Origin of the sequence: Arthrobacter sp. ISL-72 (genome assembly GCF_018613755.1) — a bacterium.
In the GTDB taxonomy this organism is placed as follows: domain Bacteria; phylum Actinomycetota; class Actinomycetes; order Actinomycetales; family Micrococcaceae; genus Arthrobacter.
On record NZ_JAGGPP010000027.1, the window covers coordinates 132,722 to 150,193 of the forward strand.

17 protein-coding genes are annotated in these 17,472 nt (G+C 68.2%); 16 read left to right on the forward strand and 1 reads right to left on the reverse strand.

Features of this window, described 5'->3' with window-relative positions; genetic code table 11:
- Nucleotides 1-11: 11 nt before the first annotated feature.
- The 4 genes from J7I92_RS19445 to J7I92_RS19460 are packed head-to-tail and all read left to right on the forward strand — an operon-like array spanning nucleotide 12 to nucleotide 4,049.
- Nucleotides 12-1,229, forward strand: a complete 1,218-nt coding sequence (locus J7I92_RS19445; RefSeq protein WP_214843167.1) for a Re/Si-specific NAD(P)(+) transhydrogenase subunit alpha — start codon at nucleotides 12-14, stop codon at nucleotides 1,227-1,229.
- Nucleotides 1,229-1,537 (forward strand): NAD(P) transhydrogenase subunit alpha, encoded by a 309-nt coding sequence (locus tag J7I92_RS19450; protein ID WP_214843170.1) that lies wholly within the window; start codon nucleotides 1,229-1,231, stop codon nucleotides 1,535-1,537. Before J7I92_RS19445 ends, J7I92_RS19450 begins: the two co-directional genes overlap by 1 nt.
- Nucleotides 1,534-2,907, forward strand: coding sequence for an NAD(P)(+) transhydrogenase (Re/Si-specific) subunit beta (locus J7I92_RS19455; protein WP_214843172.1), 1,374 nt, complete (start codon nucleotides 1,534-1,536; stop codon nucleotides 2,905-2,907). Before J7I92_RS19450 ends, J7I92_RS19455 begins: the two co-directional genes overlap by 4 nt.
- Nucleotides 2,908-2,966: 59 nt before the next feature.
- Entirely contained in the window at nucleotides 2,967-4,049 is a 1,083-nt protein-coding gene (locus J7I92_RS19460) for an ATP-dependent DNA ligase (RefSeq protein WP_214843174.1), read from the forward strand.
- A gap of 67 nt (nucleotides 4,050-4,116) precedes the next feature.
- Here the strand turns inward: J7I92_RS19460 and J7I92_RS19465 are convergent, their stop codons facing one another.
- Nucleotides 4,117-5,436 (reverse strand): MFS transporter, encoded by a 1,320-nt coding sequence (locus J7I92_RS19465; RefSeq protein ID WP_214843175.1) that lies wholly within the window; start codon nucleotides 5,434-5,436, stop codon nucleotides 4,117-4,119.
- Nucleotides 5,437-5,672: 236 nt separating this feature from the next.
- Here J7I92_RS19465 and J7I92_RS19470 point away from each other — a divergent pair, with 236 nt between their 5' ends.
- From J7I92_RS19470 to J7I92_RS19525, 12 genes are all read left to right on the forward strand, one after another.
- Nucleotides 5,673-6,503 (forward strand): IclR family transcriptional regulator, encoded by an 831-nt coding sequence (locus tag J7I92_RS19470; protein WP_214843176.1) that lies wholly within the window; start codon nucleotides 5,673-5,675, stop codon nucleotides 6,501-6,503.
- A gap of 166 nt (nucleotides 6,504-6,669) precedes the next feature.
- On the forward strand, nucleotides 6,670-7,551 hold the full coding sequence (locus J7I92_RS19475) for a shikimate dehydrogenase (RefSeq protein ID WP_214843177.1): 882 nt from the start codon (nucleotides 6,670-6,672) through the stop codon (nucleotides 7,549-7,551).
- Entirely contained in the window at nucleotides 7,551-9,476 is a 1,926-nt protein-coding gene (locus tag J7I92_RS19480) for a bifunctional sugar phosphate isomerase/epimerase/4-hydroxyphenylpyruvate dioxygenase family protein (protein WP_214843178.1), read from the forward strand. The genes J7I92_RS19475 and J7I92_RS19480 overlap by 1 nt, the downstream gene beginning before the upstream one ends.
- Before the next feature lie 54 nt (nucleotides 9,477-9,530).
- Nucleotides 9,531-10,403: a protocatechuate 3,4-dioxygenase subunit beta gene (gene pcaH, locus J7I92_RS19485; RefSeq protein WP_214843179.1), complete on the forward strand. Its 873-nt coding sequence runs from the start codon at nucleotides 9,531-9,533 to the stop codon at nucleotides 10,401-10,403.
- A gap of 4 nt (nucleotides 10,404-10,407) precedes the next feature.
- On the forward strand, nucleotides 10,408-11,016 hold the full coding sequence (pcaG, locus tag J7I92_RS19490) for a protocatechuate 3,4-dioxygenase subunit alpha (RefSeq protein WP_214843180.1): 609 nt from the start codon (nucleotides 10,408-10,410) through the stop codon (nucleotides 11,014-11,016).
- A gap of 56 nt (nucleotides 11,017-11,072) precedes the next feature.
- Complete coding sequence (locus tag J7I92_RS19495) at nucleotides 11,073-12,575, forward strand: lyase family protein (RefSeq protein ID WP_214843332.1); 1,503 nt, start codon at nucleotides 11,073-11,075, stop codon at nucleotides 12,573-12,575.
- Nucleotides 12,568-13,386 (forward strand): alpha/beta fold hydrolase, encoded by an 819-nt coding sequence (locus J7I92_RS19500; RefSeq protein WP_214843181.1) that lies wholly within the window; start codon nucleotides 12,568-12,570, stop codon nucleotides 13,384-13,386. The genes J7I92_RS19495 and J7I92_RS19500 overlap by 8 nt, the downstream gene beginning before the upstream one ends.
- Nucleotides 13,383-13,895, forward strand: a complete 513-nt coding sequence (pcaC, locus tag J7I92_RS19505) for a 4-carboxymuconolactone decarboxylase (protein WP_214843183.1) — start codon at nucleotides 13,383-13,385, stop codon at nucleotides 13,893-13,895. The genes J7I92_RS19500 and pcaC overlap by 4 nt, the downstream gene beginning before the upstream one ends.
- An 8-nt stretch (nucleotides 13,896-13,903) precedes the next feature.
- On the forward strand, nucleotides 13,904-15,103 hold the full coding sequence (locus J7I92_RS19510) for a thiolase family protein (protein ID WP_214843185.1): 1,200 nt from the start codon (nucleotides 13,904-13,906) through the stop codon (nucleotides 15,101-15,103).
- A gap of 5 nt (nucleotides 15,104-15,108) precedes the next feature.
- Nucleotides 15,109-15,768 carry a 3-oxoacid CoA-transferase subunit A gene (locus tag J7I92_RS19515; protein WP_214843187.1) on the forward strand — a complete coding sequence of 220 codons (660 nt, stop codon included), beginning with the start codon at nucleotides 15,109-15,111 and terminating at the stop codon, nucleotides 15,766-15,768.
- A 1-nt stretch (nucleotide 15,769) separates the two neighbouring features.
- Nucleotides 15,770-16,453, forward strand: a complete 684-nt coding sequence (locus J7I92_RS19520; RefSeq protein WP_214843189.1) for a 3-oxoacid CoA-transferase subunit B — start codon at nucleotides 15,770-15,772, stop codon at nucleotides 16,451-16,453.
- A 191-nt stretch (nucleotides 16,454-16,644) separates the two neighbouring features.
- Entirely contained in the window at nucleotides 16,645-17,469 is an 825-nt protein-coding gene (locus J7I92_RS19525) for an IclR family transcriptional regulator C-terminal domain-containing protein (protein ID WP_214843191.1), read from the forward strand.
- The last annotated feature ends 3 nt before the right edge of the window (nucleotides 17,470-17,472 follow it).

Consider the following 17,472-nt stretch of genomic DNA (forward strand, 5'->3'; position numbering starts at 1 on the left):
GGGAGTGGCGGGTGAAGCTAGGCATACCGCGGGAACGCCGCGAGGGTGAACGACGCGTGGCCGCAACGCCGGAGACCGTTAAACAGTTGGCCGGCCTGGGGCTGGAGGTCCTGGTCGAAACGGGGGCAGGGACCGCCGCGGGCCACAGCGACGACGCCTACGCGCAGGCGGGCGCCCGGATTGTTCCCGGGCTCGATTTTGGTTCCCTTGACATCCTTGCCCACGTACGGCCGTTGGAACCGGCGACGGCGGCAGCCCTGCCACGGGGAGCCGTCACCGCTGGCCTTGCCTCGCCCTCGTCGGAACTGCCCGCCGTCCGGGCGCTTGCCGCCGCGGGGGTGACGTCCTTCGCGCTCGAACTCGTGCCGCGGATCTCCCGGGCACAGTCGATGGACGCCCTGTCCTCGCAGGCCCTCGTCGCCGGCTACCGCTGCGTGCTGGAGGCGGCGATGCGCCTGCCGCGATTTTTCCCGCTCTTTATGACGGCGGCCGGCACCATCCCGCCGGCGCGCGTGCTGGTGCTCGGCGTCGGTGTGGCCGGCCTGCAGGCCATCGGAACGGCTAAACGGCTGGGCGCCCGCGTTTCCGCCAATGACATCCGGCCCGCCTCCGCGGACGAGGTCGCCTCGATGGGCGGCACCTTCATCAAGCTCGACCTCGAGACAGCGGAAGCCTCCGGCGGCTACGCGCGCGAGTTGAGCGCGGACCGCGGCGCCCTGCAGCGGCAGCTTCTGGCACCGCACGTGGCACAGGCGGATGTGTTGATTACGACGGCGGCCGTCCCCGGCCGGCGCGCCCCGCTCCTGGTGACCCGGGAGATGGTGCAGGGGATGCGGCCCGGCTCGGTGGTGGTGGATCTCGCCGCGGAGTCGGGCGGCAACGTGGAGGGGTCCGTTCCCGGCGAAGATATTACGGTGGCCACCGCGGACGGCCAGGGAACAGTCACCCTGGTGGGCATGAAGGACGCCGCATCCGCCATGCCCGCCGATGCCTCCCGGCTCTACGCGAAAAACGTCGCCAACCTGCTGGCGCTGATGGTCAAGGACGGCGCCCTGGCCCTGGACTTCGGCGACGAAGTGGTGGCCGGGACCTGCCTGACGCACGACGGCGACGTACGGCATCCGCCCACGGCGGAGGCCCTGGCGGCGGCATTTCCGCAAGCTGCGGCACCGGCACCCGCCGTGCATAAGACTGAACAGCCCACCGCGCAGAACGAGGGGGTGGTCTGATGGACGGCATCAGCCTGCTCACAATCACCGTGCTGGCGGTGTTTGTGGGCTTCGAGGTGGTCTCGAAGGTCTCCAGCACGCTTCATACCCCACTGATGTCCGGCGCCAACGCCATCCACGGCATCATCCTGGTGGGTGCCATCATTGTGGCCGGCCAGGCGTCTGACCCGTGGGTGCTCGCGGTGGCGCTGCTCGCCGTCGTGCTGGCCACCGCAAACCTGGTGGGCGGGTTCGTGGTGACGGACCGGATGCTGGAGATGTTCCGCGGCCGGAGTAGCGGACGCAGCGACCGGGAGGGGCCGCGATGAGCCTCCTGGGCCCCACGTGGACGGCGCTGCTCTACCTTGCGGCGGCCGTGCTGTTCATCATGGCCCTGATGGGCCTTAACTCACCGCGCACTGCACGCCGCGGCAACCTGGTGGGAGCCGCGGGTGCCGTGCTGGGCGTGGCCACCGCGTTCCTCTCCGCCAGGCTGGAGAATATTCCCTGGATCCTTGCGGCGATTGCCGTAGGCACCGCCGTGGCAGCCCCCGTGGCGCGGCGCGTCAAGATGACGCAGATGCCGCAGCTCGTGGCGGCCTTCAACGGCGTCGGCGGCGGGGCGGCGGCGCTGGTGGCGCTGCTGGAACTGGCGCATACGGACGACGCCTGGGTGCGGCTGGCCATCGCCTTCACCTTGCTGGTGGGTGCAGTGTCCTTCGCCGGTTCCGCCGTCACGTTCGCCAAACTGCAGGAGCTCATGACCACGCGGCCAGTGGTGTTTCCCGGCCTGCCGGTGATCATGGCGGGGGTACTGCTGGCCGCGGTGGGGGCCGGCGTCGCCGTCGTGCTGGCAGGCTGGCTGCCGCAGGCAGTGCTGCTGCTGGTGCTGGGCCTGGCCGCGGGCGTCCTTCTGGTGCTGCCGGTAGGCGGCGCGGATGTGCCGATCGTCATCTCACTGCTGAACGCCTTCACCGGCCTGGCCGTCGCGGCGTCGGGCCTGGTGCTCGGCAACGTGCTGCTGCTCGTCGCCGGAACGCTGGTGGGGGCCTCCGGTACCATCCTGACCCGCGCGATGGCTGCCGCGATGGGCCGCAGTGTGGCGGGCATTCTGTTCGGCGCCTTCCGGGGAGGCTCGACGGCGGGGTCCACCGCGGTCAGTGAACGGCCGGTCCGGTCCTCCAATGCCGAGGACGTCGCCGTGCTGCTGGGCTATGCACAGCGCGTCATCATCGTTCCCGGCTACGGCCTGGCCGTGGCGCAGGGCCAGCACACCGCCGCGGAACTGGCCAAGGCCCTGCAAATGCGCGGAATTCAGGTGGATTTTGCCATCCACCCCGTGGCCGGCCGCATGCCGGGCCACATGAACGTGCTCCTCGCCGAAGCCAATGTTCCCTACGAGGAACTCAAGGAAATGACTGAGATCAATTCGGAGTTCAAGACGGCGGATGTCGCCCTCGTGGTGGGCGCCAACGACGTGGTCAATCCCGCCGCCAAGACGTCCTCGGGTTCGCCCATCTACGGGATGCCGATTCTGGAAGTGGCCGATGCCCGGCAGGTGGTATTCCTCAAGCGCTCCATGCGTCCGGGCTTCGCCGGCATCGAGAACGAGCTGCTCTATGAACCGCGGACCACCCTGCTGTTCGGGGACGCGAAGGACTCGCTGACCAAGGTGCTGGGGGCGGTCAAAGCGTTGTAGCCGGACATGGTCCCGGGCGGGGGGTGGTGCGAAACGGGCCGCCGGGCAAGAATGGCGATATGCAACTGCCGGTGATGCCCCCGATCGCGCCGATGCTCGCCAAAGCGGTCAGTGCCCTGCCCGATGTGCCGGACTCCGGCCCGAAGTGGAGCTTTGAGCCCAAGTGGGACGGCTTCCGGTCCATTATTTTCCGGGACGGCGACGAAGTGGAGATCGGCAGCCGCAACGGCAAGCCCATGACCCGGTACTTCCCCGAACTTGTGGAGGCGCTGAAGGCTAACCTGCCGCCGCGGTGCGTGCTCGACGGCGAAATCGTCCTCGTGGGCGCGTCCGGTGACCGCTTGGACTTCGACGCGCTCCAGCAGCGGATCCACCCCGCGGCCAGCCGGGTGAAGCTCCTGGCGGCGCAGACGCCGGCCAGGTTCGTGGCGTTCGACCTGCTGGCCCTCGATGACGAGGACTTCACCGGGCGGCCGTTCACCGAGCGGCGGGCCGTCCTGGAGAAGGCGCTTGCCGCCAGTTCGGCGCCGGTCCACGTGACCGCCACGACGCGGGACAACGGCACAGCCGAGCAGTGGTTCAACCAGTTCGAAGGAGCGGGCCTCGACGGGATCGTGGCAAAGGCTTTGGACGGCACCTACCAGCCGGACAAACGCGTGATGCTCAAGATCAAGCACGAACGCACCGCCGACTGCGTCCTGGCCGGCTACCGCGTGCACACCAGCGGATCGGACCGGATCGGCTCCCTGCTCCTGGGGCTTTACGGCGGCGACGGGGTGCTCGCCAGCGTGGGCGTGGTGGGCGCCTTTCCGATGAAGCGGCGCCAGGAACTGTTCGAGGAACTCCAGCCGCTGGTGACCGACTTTGACGGCCACCCCTGGGCCTGGGCCAAGCAGGAGGAGGGCAATCGGACGCCGAGGAAAGCCGAAGGCAGCCGCTGGAGCGCAGGCAAGGACCTGTCCTTCGTCCCGCTCCGCCCCGAGCGGGTGCTGGAAGTGAAATACGACCACATGGAGGGTGACAGGTTCCGCCATACAGCCCAGTTTGTCCGCTGGCGGCCGGACCGGGACCCGGAATCCTGCACCTATGCCCAGTTGGAAGAGCCGGTCAGGTACGACCTCGCCGAAGTGCTGGACACCTAGGGACCTTAAGCAGCGGCGGCCCGCCCTTGGGAGGGGAGGGCCGCCGTCGTGCGTCTGTCAGTGATCGTTACTTCAGGCCGAGCTCACGGGTGGGAGTCCTGAAGGATTCCTTGGCGGTGAGTGCCGAGACTGCCGCAATGCCACAGATGACGGCGGTGAAGATGCTGATCTGGACCCAGCCGCCGGGCTTGATGCCGCCCATTGCGGCGACGATCGCCGGGGCGAAGCCCGCCATCAGGAAGCCGAGCTGGGTGCCGATGGCCAGGCCGGAGAACCGGACCTTGGTGCTGAACATCTCGGCGTAGAAGGACGGCCAGACGGCGTTGGAGGCTGCGTAGCCGAAGGAGAAGAACCCGATGGCGGCGAGGAACATCAGCGGAAGGCTGTCGGATTCGAGGCTCAGCAGGAACACCGGGGTCAGGATGGCGCTGGCCACGGCGCCGTAGATGAAGACGGGCTTCCGGCCGATCCTGTCCGACAGCATGCCGAACAGCGGCTGGGAGCCGAGGGCCACGAAGTTGGCGCCCACCACGAGCCACAGGGTGGTGGTGCCGTCCACGCCGGCCACGGTCTTGGCGTAGCTGATGGCCAGGGTGCCGAACACGGTGGAGACGGCGGCGATGAAGGCGCAGGCCACCACACGCAGGACGTCGCGCCAGTGGTGCCTGAGCAAATCGGCCACCGGGAGCTTGGAGATGGCGGCGGACTTCTGCGCTTCGGCGAAGGCCGGCGGTTCATGCAGGGTGCGGCGGATGAAGAAGGCCACCAGGACCACCACGGCGCTGAGCCAGAACGGGATGCGCCAGCCGATGCCGTACTTGATCTCGTCAGGCAGGGCGAGGACGGGGATGAAGACGAGGGCTGCCAGGATCTGGCCGCCCTGGGTGCCGGTGAGGGTCCAGGAGGTGAAGAAGGACCTCCGGTTGTCCGGGGCGTGTTCCAGGGTCATGGAGGACGCGCCGGCCTGCTCGCCCGCTGCGGACAGTCCCTGGCAGAGGCGGGCCAGCACCAGCAGGGCCGGTGCCCACCAGCCCACGGTGTTGAAGTCGGGGAGGCAGCCGATGAGGAAGGTGGAGGCGCCCATCAGCACCAGTGTGAACATCAGGACCTTCTGCCGGCCCACGCGGTCGCCGAAGTGGCCCAGGATGACGGCGCCGACCGGGCGTGCCACGTAGGCGAAGCCGAAGGTGGCGAAGGACATGATGGCGGCGTTGGCATCAGCATTCGGGAAAAACACGTGCGGGAAGATCAGCGCGGCGGCGGAACCGAAGATGAAGAAGTCGTAGTATTCGACGGCGCTTCCCAGGAAGCTGGCGAGTGCTGCCTTCTTCGGGGTCCCGGCCGGTACAGCGATGCCCGGCGTCGTGGACGGGATTGTCTGGCTCATGGTGTTCCTTTGTGTGACGACATTGTCGCGGATGAATCAGCGCGGATGGATCAGGATTTTTCAGCTGCCGCTCGTCGCAACCGGCGGCGGCTGGTGGTCCTTTTGAAGACCCGGATGAGTAGCCACATGGTGGGAGCTACTTGTGCGATGTAGCAATCATGACTGTGAGGGCAATCACCTGTCAAGAAAAATATCACTATCTAGAAATAGCTCTCACGATGTGGCAATATCGAGCCATGAGTGTGAATCAAGACACAGAAGCAGCTGCAGCTGCCGGCGGGGCAGTGAAGGCACCACGCGCAGCCAAGGAAGACTCGCGTACTGACATGGTGGGCAAGGCCCTGGGCCTTTTGGTCCTGCTAGGTGACGAGCCCCGCGGGGCCAGTGCGGCGGAGCTGTCGCGACGCGCGGAACTGCCGTTCAGCACCACGTACCGGCTGCTGGGCTCGCTCACCCGCGACGGCTTTGTGGACTACGAGCCGGACGGCCGGCGCTACCACCTGGGGCTGCGCGTCTTCCAGCTGGGCCAGCGGGTGTCCAACCACCATGGATTTGCCGGCACCGCGCTGCCCATCCTTCGCCGCGTCACCGAGAAGACCGGCGAGGCCACCATCCTTTCCGTCCGCGACGGAAACCATCACCTCACCGTGAACAAGGTGGACGGCCCGCAGACCTTCCGGGTCACCAGCGATCCCGGGCACCTCGGCGCACTGCACACCACCTCGGTGGGTAAGGCGCTGGTGGCCTTCGCCGAGGACGCTGAGCGCGCGCGCCTGGTGGAGGAGCTGGAGCTTGAGCCGCTCACCGAATTTTCCATTACGGACCGGGAGGCCTTCCGGTCCGAGATCGACGGGGTCCGCCGCCGCGGCTATGCCGTGATGGATGAGGAGAACGAGCTGGGCATGCGCGCCGTTGCCGTTCCCGTCCTCAATGCCCAGGGCTACGCTTTTGCATCCCTGGCCACGGCCGTTCCCGTCTTCCGGCTAAGCCTCGAAAACCTGGCGGCCCTTGTCCCGGTGCTCCAGGAGGCTGCCGCCGAACTGGCAGCCAGGCTGCCGCAACGATGAGCTGCGCCGGGGCGGGCAGCCGCTGTAGCCGGTTCTGTTTGTTCGTCATAAGAACAGTAGTGCAAGGTACGAACATTTCCTGTACGGTTAGCAGTATCACCCGGCGCAGCGCCGGCGCCCAGCGCGTCCCGGCCTGCCGAGTGCCGTTGTCAAAGGAGCTAAACGGATGAGCAATCGAGCAGAGTCCTTTCTGGTGGGCCTCGTGGGTGACGGCGTCATGCCCTCCCTCACGCCCCCCATGCACGAGCGCGAAGGCGATGTGCAGGGCCTGCGGTACCTCTACCGCCCCATCGACCTTCTGGAGCTGGGCCTGCCGGGCGAGTCCGTCGGTGACCTGCTGCAGAGCGCTTACCGCCTCGGCTTCAACGGGTTGAACATCACGCACCCGTGCAAGCAGCTGGTCCTGGAGTACCTCGACGAAATTTCGCCGGATGCCCGCCGGCTCGGCGCCGTCAACACCGTAACCATCAGGGACGGCCGCTTCATCGGCCACAACACTGACTTCTCCGGCTTCGCCGCCGCCCTCGCCTCAGGCCTCCCCGGTGCGAAGCTTGACCAGGTGGTCCAGCTCGGCGCCGGCGGTGCCGGTTCCGCCGTCGCATATGCCCTGCTCACTGCCGGCGTCCGCCGCCTCGACCTGGTGGACACGGACGCCGCCCGCTGCGCCGCCCGCGCAGCCGAACTGTCCGGCTTCTTCCCGGACAGCACCGTCGCGGCACGCACGACGGCGGAGCTGCCGCAGCTGATGCCGCTCGCCGACGGCCTGGTGCACTGCACTCCCGTCGGAATGGCGGCGCACCCGGGTGCGCCGCTGGACCTGTCCCTGCTGGATGCGCGGCACTGGGTGGCGGACATTGTGTACCGCCCGATCGAAACCGAACTCGTCCGCGAAGCCCGCGCCAAGGGCTGCGAGGTGCTGGACGGCGGTCGCATGGCCGTGGGCCAGGCGGCTGATGCCTTCCGGATCTTCACCGGGCTCGAGCCGGACCAGGACCGCATGCGCTCGCACTTCCTGGAGCTTGTGGCAGCGGAAGGGGTGGCCGCCTGATGCGCACCGGAATTGCCACCGTGTGCCTCTCCGGCACCCTGAAGGAAAAAATGCAGGCGTGCGCCATCGCCGGCTTCGACGGGATCGAAATCTTCGAGCAGGACCTGGTCACGTCCTCCCTGAGCCCGGAAGACATCCGGAAGATGGCCGCGGACCTGGGCCTGACCCTGGACCTCTACCAGCCGTTCCGCGACTTCGACAGCGTTCCCGAGGACCTCCTCGCCGCCAACCTCCGCCGTGCCGACGCCAAGTTCAAGCTGATGTCCCGCCTGGGCATGGACACCATCCTGGTCTGCTCCAACGTTGCCACCGCCAGCATTGACGATGACTCCCTGCGCGCCGAACAGCTGGCCCGGCTGGCCGTGCTCGCCGGGGACCACGGCGTGAAAGTGGCCTACGAAGCACTGGCCTGGGGCAAGTACGTCAACGACTACGAGCATGCCCACCGCCTGGTGGACACGGTGGACCACCCCAACCTGGGCACCTGCCTGGACTCCTTCCACATCCTCTCCCGTGACTGGGACACGGCGCCCATCGAAGGATTCAGCGCGGACAAGATCTTTTTCGTCCAGGTGGCCGACGCCCCCAAGCTGTCCATGGACGTCCTGTCCTGGAGCCGCCATTACCGGGTCTTCCCGGGCGAAGGCCAGTTTGAGCTGGCCAAGTTCATGGGCCACGTGATCCGGGCCGGGTACGCCGGGCCGGTGTCCCTGGAAGTCTTCAACGACGTCTTCCGCCAGTCCGATGTCGAGCGGACGGCCGTGGACGCGATGCGGTCGCTGATCTGGCTCGAGGAACAAAGCGCCAAGTGGCTGGACGCGAACGCGGAGTCCACCCTGAACAGGGCCCCGGGGAACAGGGCCCCGGGCCGCCGTCGTTATCCCATGGAACTGGCCACCCTGCCGCAGGTGGCCGAACCTGCCGGCTTCAACTTCGCCGAGGTCAAAGCCGCCGATACCGCCGGCCTGGAAAAGGTGCTGGGTCAGCTGGGGTTTGAATTCAACGGCAGACACCGCACCAAGGACGTGCAACTGTGGACCATGGGCCACGCGCGCGTAATTATCAACGAGCAGGACCCGGCCGGTCCGGCAGCGGCGCCCTCCGCGGGCGGATCCGCTCCTGCCATCGCCGCCCTCGGGTTCGACGTCGACTCCCCCGTGATTGCGGCTGCCCGCGCCCAGCAGCTTAAGGCCCCCGCCGTGCCGCGCAAGAGCCAGGCCAATGAGGAAGTGTTCCAAGGCTTCGCCGCACCGGACTCCACCGAGATCTTCCTGTGCCAGGGCAGCCCGGACGGTACTGCGGCCTGGATCAATGAATTCGGGGAGGGGCTGGAGGTCCCGGCGGCCGCTGCCCGCAACGCCGTGATCGACCACGTGAACCTCGCCCAGCCGTGGCAGCACTTCGATGAGGCCGTGCTCTTCTACACCAGCGCCCTGGCCCTGGAACCGCAGCCCTTCGCGGAGGTGCCCAGCCCCAGCGGACTGGTCCGCTCCCAGGTGATGCTCACGGACGACCGGGCCGTCCGCCTGGTGCTGAACCTCGCCCCCGTGGTCCAGCAGGACAGCGCCAACCCGGGAACCGCGCGGCAGACCTACCAGGAACACATCGCCTTCGCCGTGGAGGACCTCGTGGGCACGGCCCGCGCGGCCCGCGACCGGGGCCTGGATTTCCTCCAGATCCCGGCCAACTACTACGAAGACCTGGACGCACGGTTCGACCTCGACCCCGCGTTCCTGGCCACGCTGCGCGAACTCAACCTCCTGTATGACCGGGACGCCGACGGCGAGTTCCTGCACTTCTACACGGCCACCGTGGGCAGCGTGTTCTTTGAAATGGTGGAGCGCCGCGGCGGCTACGACGGCTACGGCGCCCCCAACGCTCCGGTGCGGCACGCCGTCCAGTATGACCACCTGCACCGCACCTGAAAAACCAGCACCAGCATCTGCAGCATTCAACAAGAAATCAGAAAGGAGCCAGCCGTGCCGCAAGAAACCAACGCTCAGCTTGAAACGGACGAGCTTGTCCCGGCTGCCGAACCGAAGGCAGGACACGCGCCCCTGGACCGGGCCGTTGAGACCCAGGCCGATCTCACTGCAGAGATCAACGCCCTGGGAGACGCCTACGCGCGGGCGCTGAAGGACGGCGCACCGGCCGAAACCCAGCCGCGGCTGGACTACGCCCCGTACCGCAGCAGCATCCTTCGCCACCCCACCAAGAATTTGCACCACGCGGATCCGGAAACCATCGAGCTGTACTCGCCGGCGTTCGGGCACCAGGACGTGCACGCGCTGGAATCGGACCTGACCATTCAGCACAACGGTGAGCCCCAGGGTGAACGGATCATCGTTGCCGGACGCGTGCTCGACGGTGACGGCCGCCCGGTGGCCGGGCAGCTGGTGGAAATCTGGCAGGCCAACTCGTCCGGCCGCTACATCCACAAGCGGGACCAGCACCCGGCGCCGCTCGACCCCAACTTCACCGGGGTGGGGCGCTGCATCACCGGCGCCGACGGCTCCTACAGCTTCACCACCATCAAGCCCGGCGCGTATCCGTGGAAGAACCACCTCAACGCGTGGCGCCCGGCGCACATCCACTTCTCGCTGTTCGGCCGGGAGTTCACCCAGCGCATCGTCACCCAGATGTACTTCCCCGGTGACCAGCTCTTCCCGCTGGACCCCATCTACCAGTCCATCGTGGACCAGGATGCCCGCGACCGCCTGGTGGCCAGCTACGACCACGACCTCACCCAGCCCGAATGGGCGCTGGGCTACAAGTGGGACATCATCCTGACAGGCTCCAAGCGGACCTGGACCGAAAACGAAGCGCTGGGCGCAGACGGCGACGAGGAGTAGTCACATGAGCAACCCCACCAAGCTGGTCCCCACCCCCGGCCAGACAGTTGGCCCGTTCTACGGCTACGCCCTGCCGTACGACAAGGACCGCGAGCTGCTCGCTCCGGGCTCACCGGGCTCCATCCGCCTGCAGGGCACCGTGTACGACGGCGCAGGCCACACCATCCCGGACGCGATCCTGGAAATCTGGCAGCCGGATTCCGAAGGCAACATCGTGCAGCAGACGGGTTCCCTGGTCCGGGACGGCTACACGTTCACCGGCTTCGGCCGGAGTGCCGTGGGCAACAGCGGCGTCTACACCTTCACCACGGTGAACCCGGGTCCCACCAAGCCGGGCGGAGCGGCCTTCATCTCGGTGGCCGTGTTTGCCCGCGGCCTGATGAACCGCCTCTTCACCCGGGTTTACCTGCCCGAGGACCAGGAAGCCCTGGCGGCCGATCCGCTGCTGTCTTCGCTGGATCCGGAACGCCGGAAGACCCTGATCGCGCGCCGGGACGCCGACGGTGGACTGACCTGGGACATCCGGCTGCAGGGCGAGGGCGAAACCGTATTCCTCAACTTTGAGGGAGGGCCTGCCTTCGAGGGTGCGGCCGCCGGGGGCGCCGCGCAGTGAACATCTCCGGAGCAGCCAACGCAGCCAACGCAGCCAGCACATCTGCTGCAAGCGGGATGGACGGCGACGTCGGGCTCCTGAGCCCGGTGTCGGCGTCGTCCGCTGTGGCAGTGCTGACGGGGGACCGGGCGGTCCTCGCGGCGATCCTCGCCGTCGAGGCCGGGTGGGCCGCCGTGCTGGAGAAGGCCGGCCTCGCGCCGGCCGGCTCCGCGGCCGTGGTGGCCGAAGCCGCGGACGTGGACCGCTACGACGTGGCCGGTATTGCCGTCCGCGCGCAGGGCGGCGCCAACCCGGTCATCCCGCTGCTGGCTGATCTCCGCGCCGAGGTCAAGGCCCTGGACACAGACAACCGTGTTGGCGCACTGAGTGCGGTGCACACCTCGCTGACCAGCCAGGACGTCCTGGACTCGGCGCTCATGCTGCTGGCCAGGAACGCTGTTACTGATCTGCTCATCGACCTTCGTGGGATCACGACGGCGCTGGCCGCCCTCGCGGACAAGCACGCGGAGACGCTGTGCGTCGGCAGGAGCCTGACGCAGCACTCCCTGCCGTTCACGTTCGGGCTCAAGGCGGCGCAATGGTTCCACGGACTGGCCGCCGCGGCCCGCCGGCTCGAGGCAGTGGAGCTGCCGCTGCAGACCGGCGGCGCCGCGGGAACGCTCGCTGCCGGGACGGTCCTGACCAGGGACTCGGTGGAGACGCCTTTTGATCTTGCCGGCAACCTGGCGGCGCAGCTGGGACTGGCGGCGACGCCGGGGCCGTGGCACACCAACCGGCTCGCGGTTACATCGCTGGGCGATTCCCTGACGGCTGTGACGGATGCGCTGGGCAAGATCGCCAGCGACGTGCTGTTCCTCAGCCGGCCGGAGGTGGGCGAGCTCGCCGAACCCCGGGCTGCCGGCCGCGGGGTGTCGTCGGCCATGCCGCAGAAGCAGAACCCCGTGCTGTCCGTGCTGGTCCGCAGCGCGGCACTGCAGGCCCCCAGCCTGGCCGCACAGCTCCACCTGGCGGCGGCCAACTTCAACGATGAGCGTCCCGACGGCGCCTGGCACAGCGAATGGCCGGTCTTCCGGCAGCTGCTCCGCCTGGCGCTCGGCTCGGTCGGGCACCTTCGGGAGCTCGCCGAAGGCCTCCAGGTCTTCCCGGACGCCATGCGCCGCAACCTGGACCTGTCCGGGCCGCTGCTCCTGAGCGAAGGAGTGTCCGCCGCCGTGGCGCCGCTGCTCGACGCGGCGGCTGCCGAGGGCGGTGTCGGGGACACCGCCGGCCGGAACGGGAAGCAGCAGCTGCAGGATGTGGTGGACCGGACGCTCCAGGCCCCGGCCGCGGAGCAGGCTGAAACCTACCGGCGGCTGCTCCGGGAGGCGGTCCCTGCCGCCGCCCTCTCGGATGAGCGGCTGGAAGAACTCCTGGATCCCGCCAGCTACCTGGGGCAGGCCGCCGAAATTTCCCGCCGCATCCTGGCCGCATTCCCCGACTTCGCCGGAAAACCCGCCCCGGCTGACCCGAGCCAAGACCTGCCCGCCCGAACAGACCTGAACGGAGTATCCCGTGGCTAGACCAACCGTCAAGGCCGTACTGCTCTCACCCCAGCGCACGCTGGGTGACAAGCCCCTGCTGGTGGTGGGACCGTCACTGGGGACGTCCTCGGTGTTGTGGACCCGGGCCGGCGCCCTGCTCGGGAGCGACTTCGACGTCGTCGCCTGGGACCTGCCCGGCCACGGCGTCTCACCGGCCGCCACGGAAACGTTCGACGTCGCCGAACTGGCTGACGCCGTCGTCGAACTGGTTGATTCGATCACCCCCGGCGAGCGGTTCCACTACGCCGGCGTTTCCCTCGGCGGGGCCACCGGGCTGCAGCTGGGCATCAAGCACGGCGAACGGCTCAAGAGCCTGTCCGTGCAGTGCACCGGCGCCAAAATAGGCACCCCCCAGGGCTGGCTCGAACGCGCCGAAACCGTCCGTGCGCAGGGCACCCCGGTGATGATCCAGGGCTCCGCGGAGCGCTGGTTTGCCCCCGGGTTCATGGACCGCGAGCCCGAGGTCAGCAGCCGCCTGCTGCACTCCCTGCGGGATGCCGACCGCTTCAGCTACGCCTTCTGCTGCGAAGCGCTTGCCGCCTTTGACGTCCGCGACGAACTCGGCAGCATCCGCGTCCCCACCCAGGCCGTGGCGGGCGCCGAGGACACCGTTGCGCCGCCGTCGTTCGCCGAAGAAGTGGCAGCCGGGATCACTGCCGGCGGCGGCACCGCCAGCGCCGTGACGCTGGAAGGCGTGGCGCACCTGGCACCGGCCGAAGCGCCCGGCCACGTCGCCGAACTCCTCAAGGGCCTCATCACCTGGAGCGAATCCCGCGGGGCAGCCAAGTGAGCGGCCCCGAACGGCCGGGTACGGAACGGCCGGGTACGGAACGGCCGGGTACGGAACGGCACGGTGTCGTCCAGCCGCACGCGACCAGCCAGGAGATCTACGACGGAGGAATGGTGGTCCGGCGCGAAGTGCTCGGTGCCGCGCACGTTGACCGCGCCAATGCCAACAAGGATTCCTTCACCGAGGACTTCCAGGACATGATCACCCGCATTGCCTGGGGCGGCATCTGGACCCGCCCGGGCCTGACCCGGCAGATGCGCTCCGCGGTCACCATCACCGCCATGGTGGCCCACGGGCACTGGGAAGAGCTGGCCATGCACATCCGCGCCGCCATCACCAACGGCCTGAGCAGGGACGAAATCAAGGAGATCCTGCTGCAGACCGCGATCTACTGCGGAGTTCCCTCCGCCAACACCGCCTTCAAGACCGCCCAGCAGGTCTTCCAGCAAATGGACAACGCTGCAAAGGCCAACGCTGGACCTGACGCAACCCCCACCCCACCGAATTAGAGGAACTGATGAATCAGGCTTTTGTTTACGATGCCGTACGCACGCCGTTCGGGAAGTTCGGCTCCGGGCTTGCCGGTGTCCGCCCGGATGACCTCGCCGCGCATGTGATCGGCGAGATCGTGAAGCGCGCCCCGAAGCTCGATCCGGAGCGGATCGACGAGGTGGTGTTTGGCAACGCCAACGGCGCCGGTGAGGAGAACCGGAATCTCGCCCGGATGGGCACCCTGCTGGCAGGTTTGCCGGTCTCGATCCCGGGCACCACGGTGAACCGGCTGTGCGGTTCGTCCCTGGACGCGGCCATCATCGCCTCCCGCCAGGTCAACGCCGGGGACGCCGAGCTGATGCTGATCGGCGGCGCGGAGTCGATGTCCCGTGCCCCCTGGGTGCTGCCCAAGACGGAGAAGCCCTACCCGGCCGGTGACATGACCCTGGCCTCCACTACGCTGGGCTGGCGCCTGGTGAACAAGGCCATGCCGAAGGACTGGACGATCTCCCTGGGCGAGGCCACCGAGCGTTTGCGCGAGAAGTACGGTGTAACCCGCGAGTCGCAGGACGAGTTCGCCGCGAACTCGCACAACCTGTCAGCCGCCGCCTGGGACGAGGGGTTCTACGACAACCTCGTCGCTCCGGTCCCGGGCACGGACCTGGTCCGCGACGAAGGAATCCGCGCCGGGTCCTCGGCCGAGAAGCTCGCCGGGCTGAAGACCGTGTTCCGCACCGAGAACGGCACCGTCACCGCCGGGAACGCCTCCCCGCTGTCCGACGGCGCCTCCGCAGCATGGATCGGATCCGAAAACGCCGCCGGGCTGCTTGGCCTGGAACCGCTGGGCCGGATCGCCGGCCGCGGCGCACACGCCAACGACCCCCAGTTCTTCGGCTACGCCCCGGTGGAGGCCGCGAACAAGGCCCTCGCGAAGGCGGGCATCGGCTGGGACCAGGTGGGCGCCGTCGAACTTAACGAAGCGTTCGCCGCGCAGTCCCTGGCGTGCATCAACGCCTGGGGCATCGATCCCTCGATCGTGAACCGGCACGGCGGCGCGATCGCCATGGGTCACCCGCTCGGTGCGTCCGGCGGCCGCATCCTCGGCACCCTCGCCCGGTCCCTGCAGGCGTCCGGTGAGCGGTGGGGCGTCGCGGCGATCTGCATCGGCGTCGGGCAGGGCCTGGCCGTTGTACTTGAAAATGTTTCCGCCACCGGAAAGGGCTAAGGGCCATGCTGAATTTCATTGACACCGTAGGTGAGGCCGTCGCCGGGATCAAGGACGGCTCCACCGTGATGATCGGCGGCTTCGGCAACGCCGGGCAGCCGTTCGAACTGATCGACGCGCTGATGGACTGCGGGGCCCGCGAGCTCACCGTGGTGAACAACAACGCCGGCCAGGGCGACCAGGGCCTGGCCCTGCTGATCAAGGAAGGCCGGGTGAAGAAGATGATCTGCTCCTTCCCGCGGCAGTCCGACTCCTGGCACTTCGACGCCAAATACAAGGCCGGCGAGATTGAACTCGAACTCGTTCCGCAGGGCAACCTCGCCGAACGCATCCGCGCCGCCGGCGCCGGGATCGGCGGGTTCTTCACGCCCACCGGGTACGGCACCATGCTCGCCGAGGGCAAGGAAACCCGCATCCTGGACGGCCGCGGCCAGGTCTTCGAAACCCCCATCCACGCCGACGTCGCGCTCATCAAGGCGCTCAAGGCCGACGGGGTCGGAAACCTGGTCTACCGCAAGACCGCCCGGAACTTCGGCCCGATCATGGCCGCCGCAGCCAAGCACACCGTGGCCCAGGTTTCCGAGATCGTGCCGACCGGCGGGCTGGACCCCGAGGTCATCGTGACCCCCGGAATCTACGTGAACAGCATTGTGAAGGTGGCCTGAGATGAGCATCCAGACAGCATCGATCCAAACGTCGGAAACGCCGCTGGGCCGTGACGACCTGGCCCGCCTGGTGGCCCGCGACATCAAGCCCGGGTCGTTCGTGAACCTGGGCATTGGCCAGCCCACCCTGGTCTCGAACTACCTGCAGCCGGAGCAGAACATCACGCTCCACACCGAGAACGGCATGCTCGGCATGGGCCCGGAAGCCACCGGGGACCAGATCGACGGCGACCTCATCAACGCCGGCAAGATCCCTGTCACCGAACTGCCCGGGGCGTCCTACTTCCACCACGCCGACTCGTTCGCGATCATGCGCGGCGGGCACCTGGACATCTGCGTGCTCGGCGCCTTCCAGGTCTCCGCCACGGGCGACCTCGCGAACTGGCACACCGGGGCGCCGGACGCGATCCCTGCCGTGGGCGGTGCGATGGACCTGGCCACCGGTGCCAAGGACGTGTTCGTGATGATGACGCTCCTGACCCGCGACGGCGCCTCCAAGATCGTCGAAGCCTGCACCTACCCGCTCACCGGCGTCGGCTGCGTCACCCGGGTCTACACTGACAAGGCCGTGTTCCTCACCGGCCCCGATGGCGTCACCGTCCGTGAAACCTTCGGCTGCACCCTCGAGGAACTCCAGGCGCTGGTCCCTGTCCCCCTCACAGCAGCCCCCGCCGTCGAACCCTAACCAAGCGCGAACGGACACTTAAGCCCCGCGCAGCAGCGCGAACGGACACTTAAGCCCCGCTCGCACACCGCCGGCGGGGCCGGATGTGTCCGTTCGCGCTTCGCCGGCGGGGCCGGATGTGTCCGTTCGCGCTTCGCCGGCGGGGCCGGATGTGTCCGTTCGCGCCGGGCGCGCTTATAGGATTGATGATCATGACCGACCCAGCAGCAGAGACCGCGCCCACGCCTTCCTCTGCGCCCCAGGCCAGCGACCAGTACGTCCAGTCCCTGGCCCGTGGACTGGCCGTGATCCGCGCCTTCGACACCGACCACCCGGTGATGACCCTCACCGAAGTGGCCGGACGCACCGACCTCACGCGCGCCACCGCCCGCCGCTTCCTGCACACCCTGGTGGAACTGGGCTACGTCCGCACCGACGGCAAGACCTTCGCCCTCACGGCCCAGGTGCTGCAGCTCGGCTATGCCTACCTGTCCAGCCTGTCCCTGCCGCAGCTGGCCCAGCCGCACCTCGAGGAGCTGTCGCTGCGGCTGGGGGAGTCGACGTCGGCCGCCGTCCTGGACGGGCAGGACATCGCCTACATTGCCCGCGTCACCACCCGTCGCATCATGACCATCGGCATCACGGTGGGCACCCGCTTCCCCGCATACGCCACCTCCATGGGCCGGGTGCTGCTCGCCGCGCTGCCCCCGGCCAAGCTGCAGGAGTACCTCGCCGGCGCCGACATCAAGCCGCTCACGCCCCGAGCCGTCGGCACCAAAAAGGAGCTCGTGGCCGTGCTGGACACCGTCCGCGCCCAGGGCTGGTGCCTGTTGGACCAGGAACTCGAACTGGGGCTGATGTCCATTGCCGCGCCCGTCCACCACGGCCCCGAGAAGGTGGTGGCGGCCATCAACGTTTCCCTCCAGGCCCAGTCGGTGGCTTCGAAGCCGGACCCCAAGGCCTACCTGGACATGGTGCGGGCGGCGACTGTGGAGACGGCGCGGCTGGTCTCCGCGGACCTCTCAGCCAAGCACTGACTT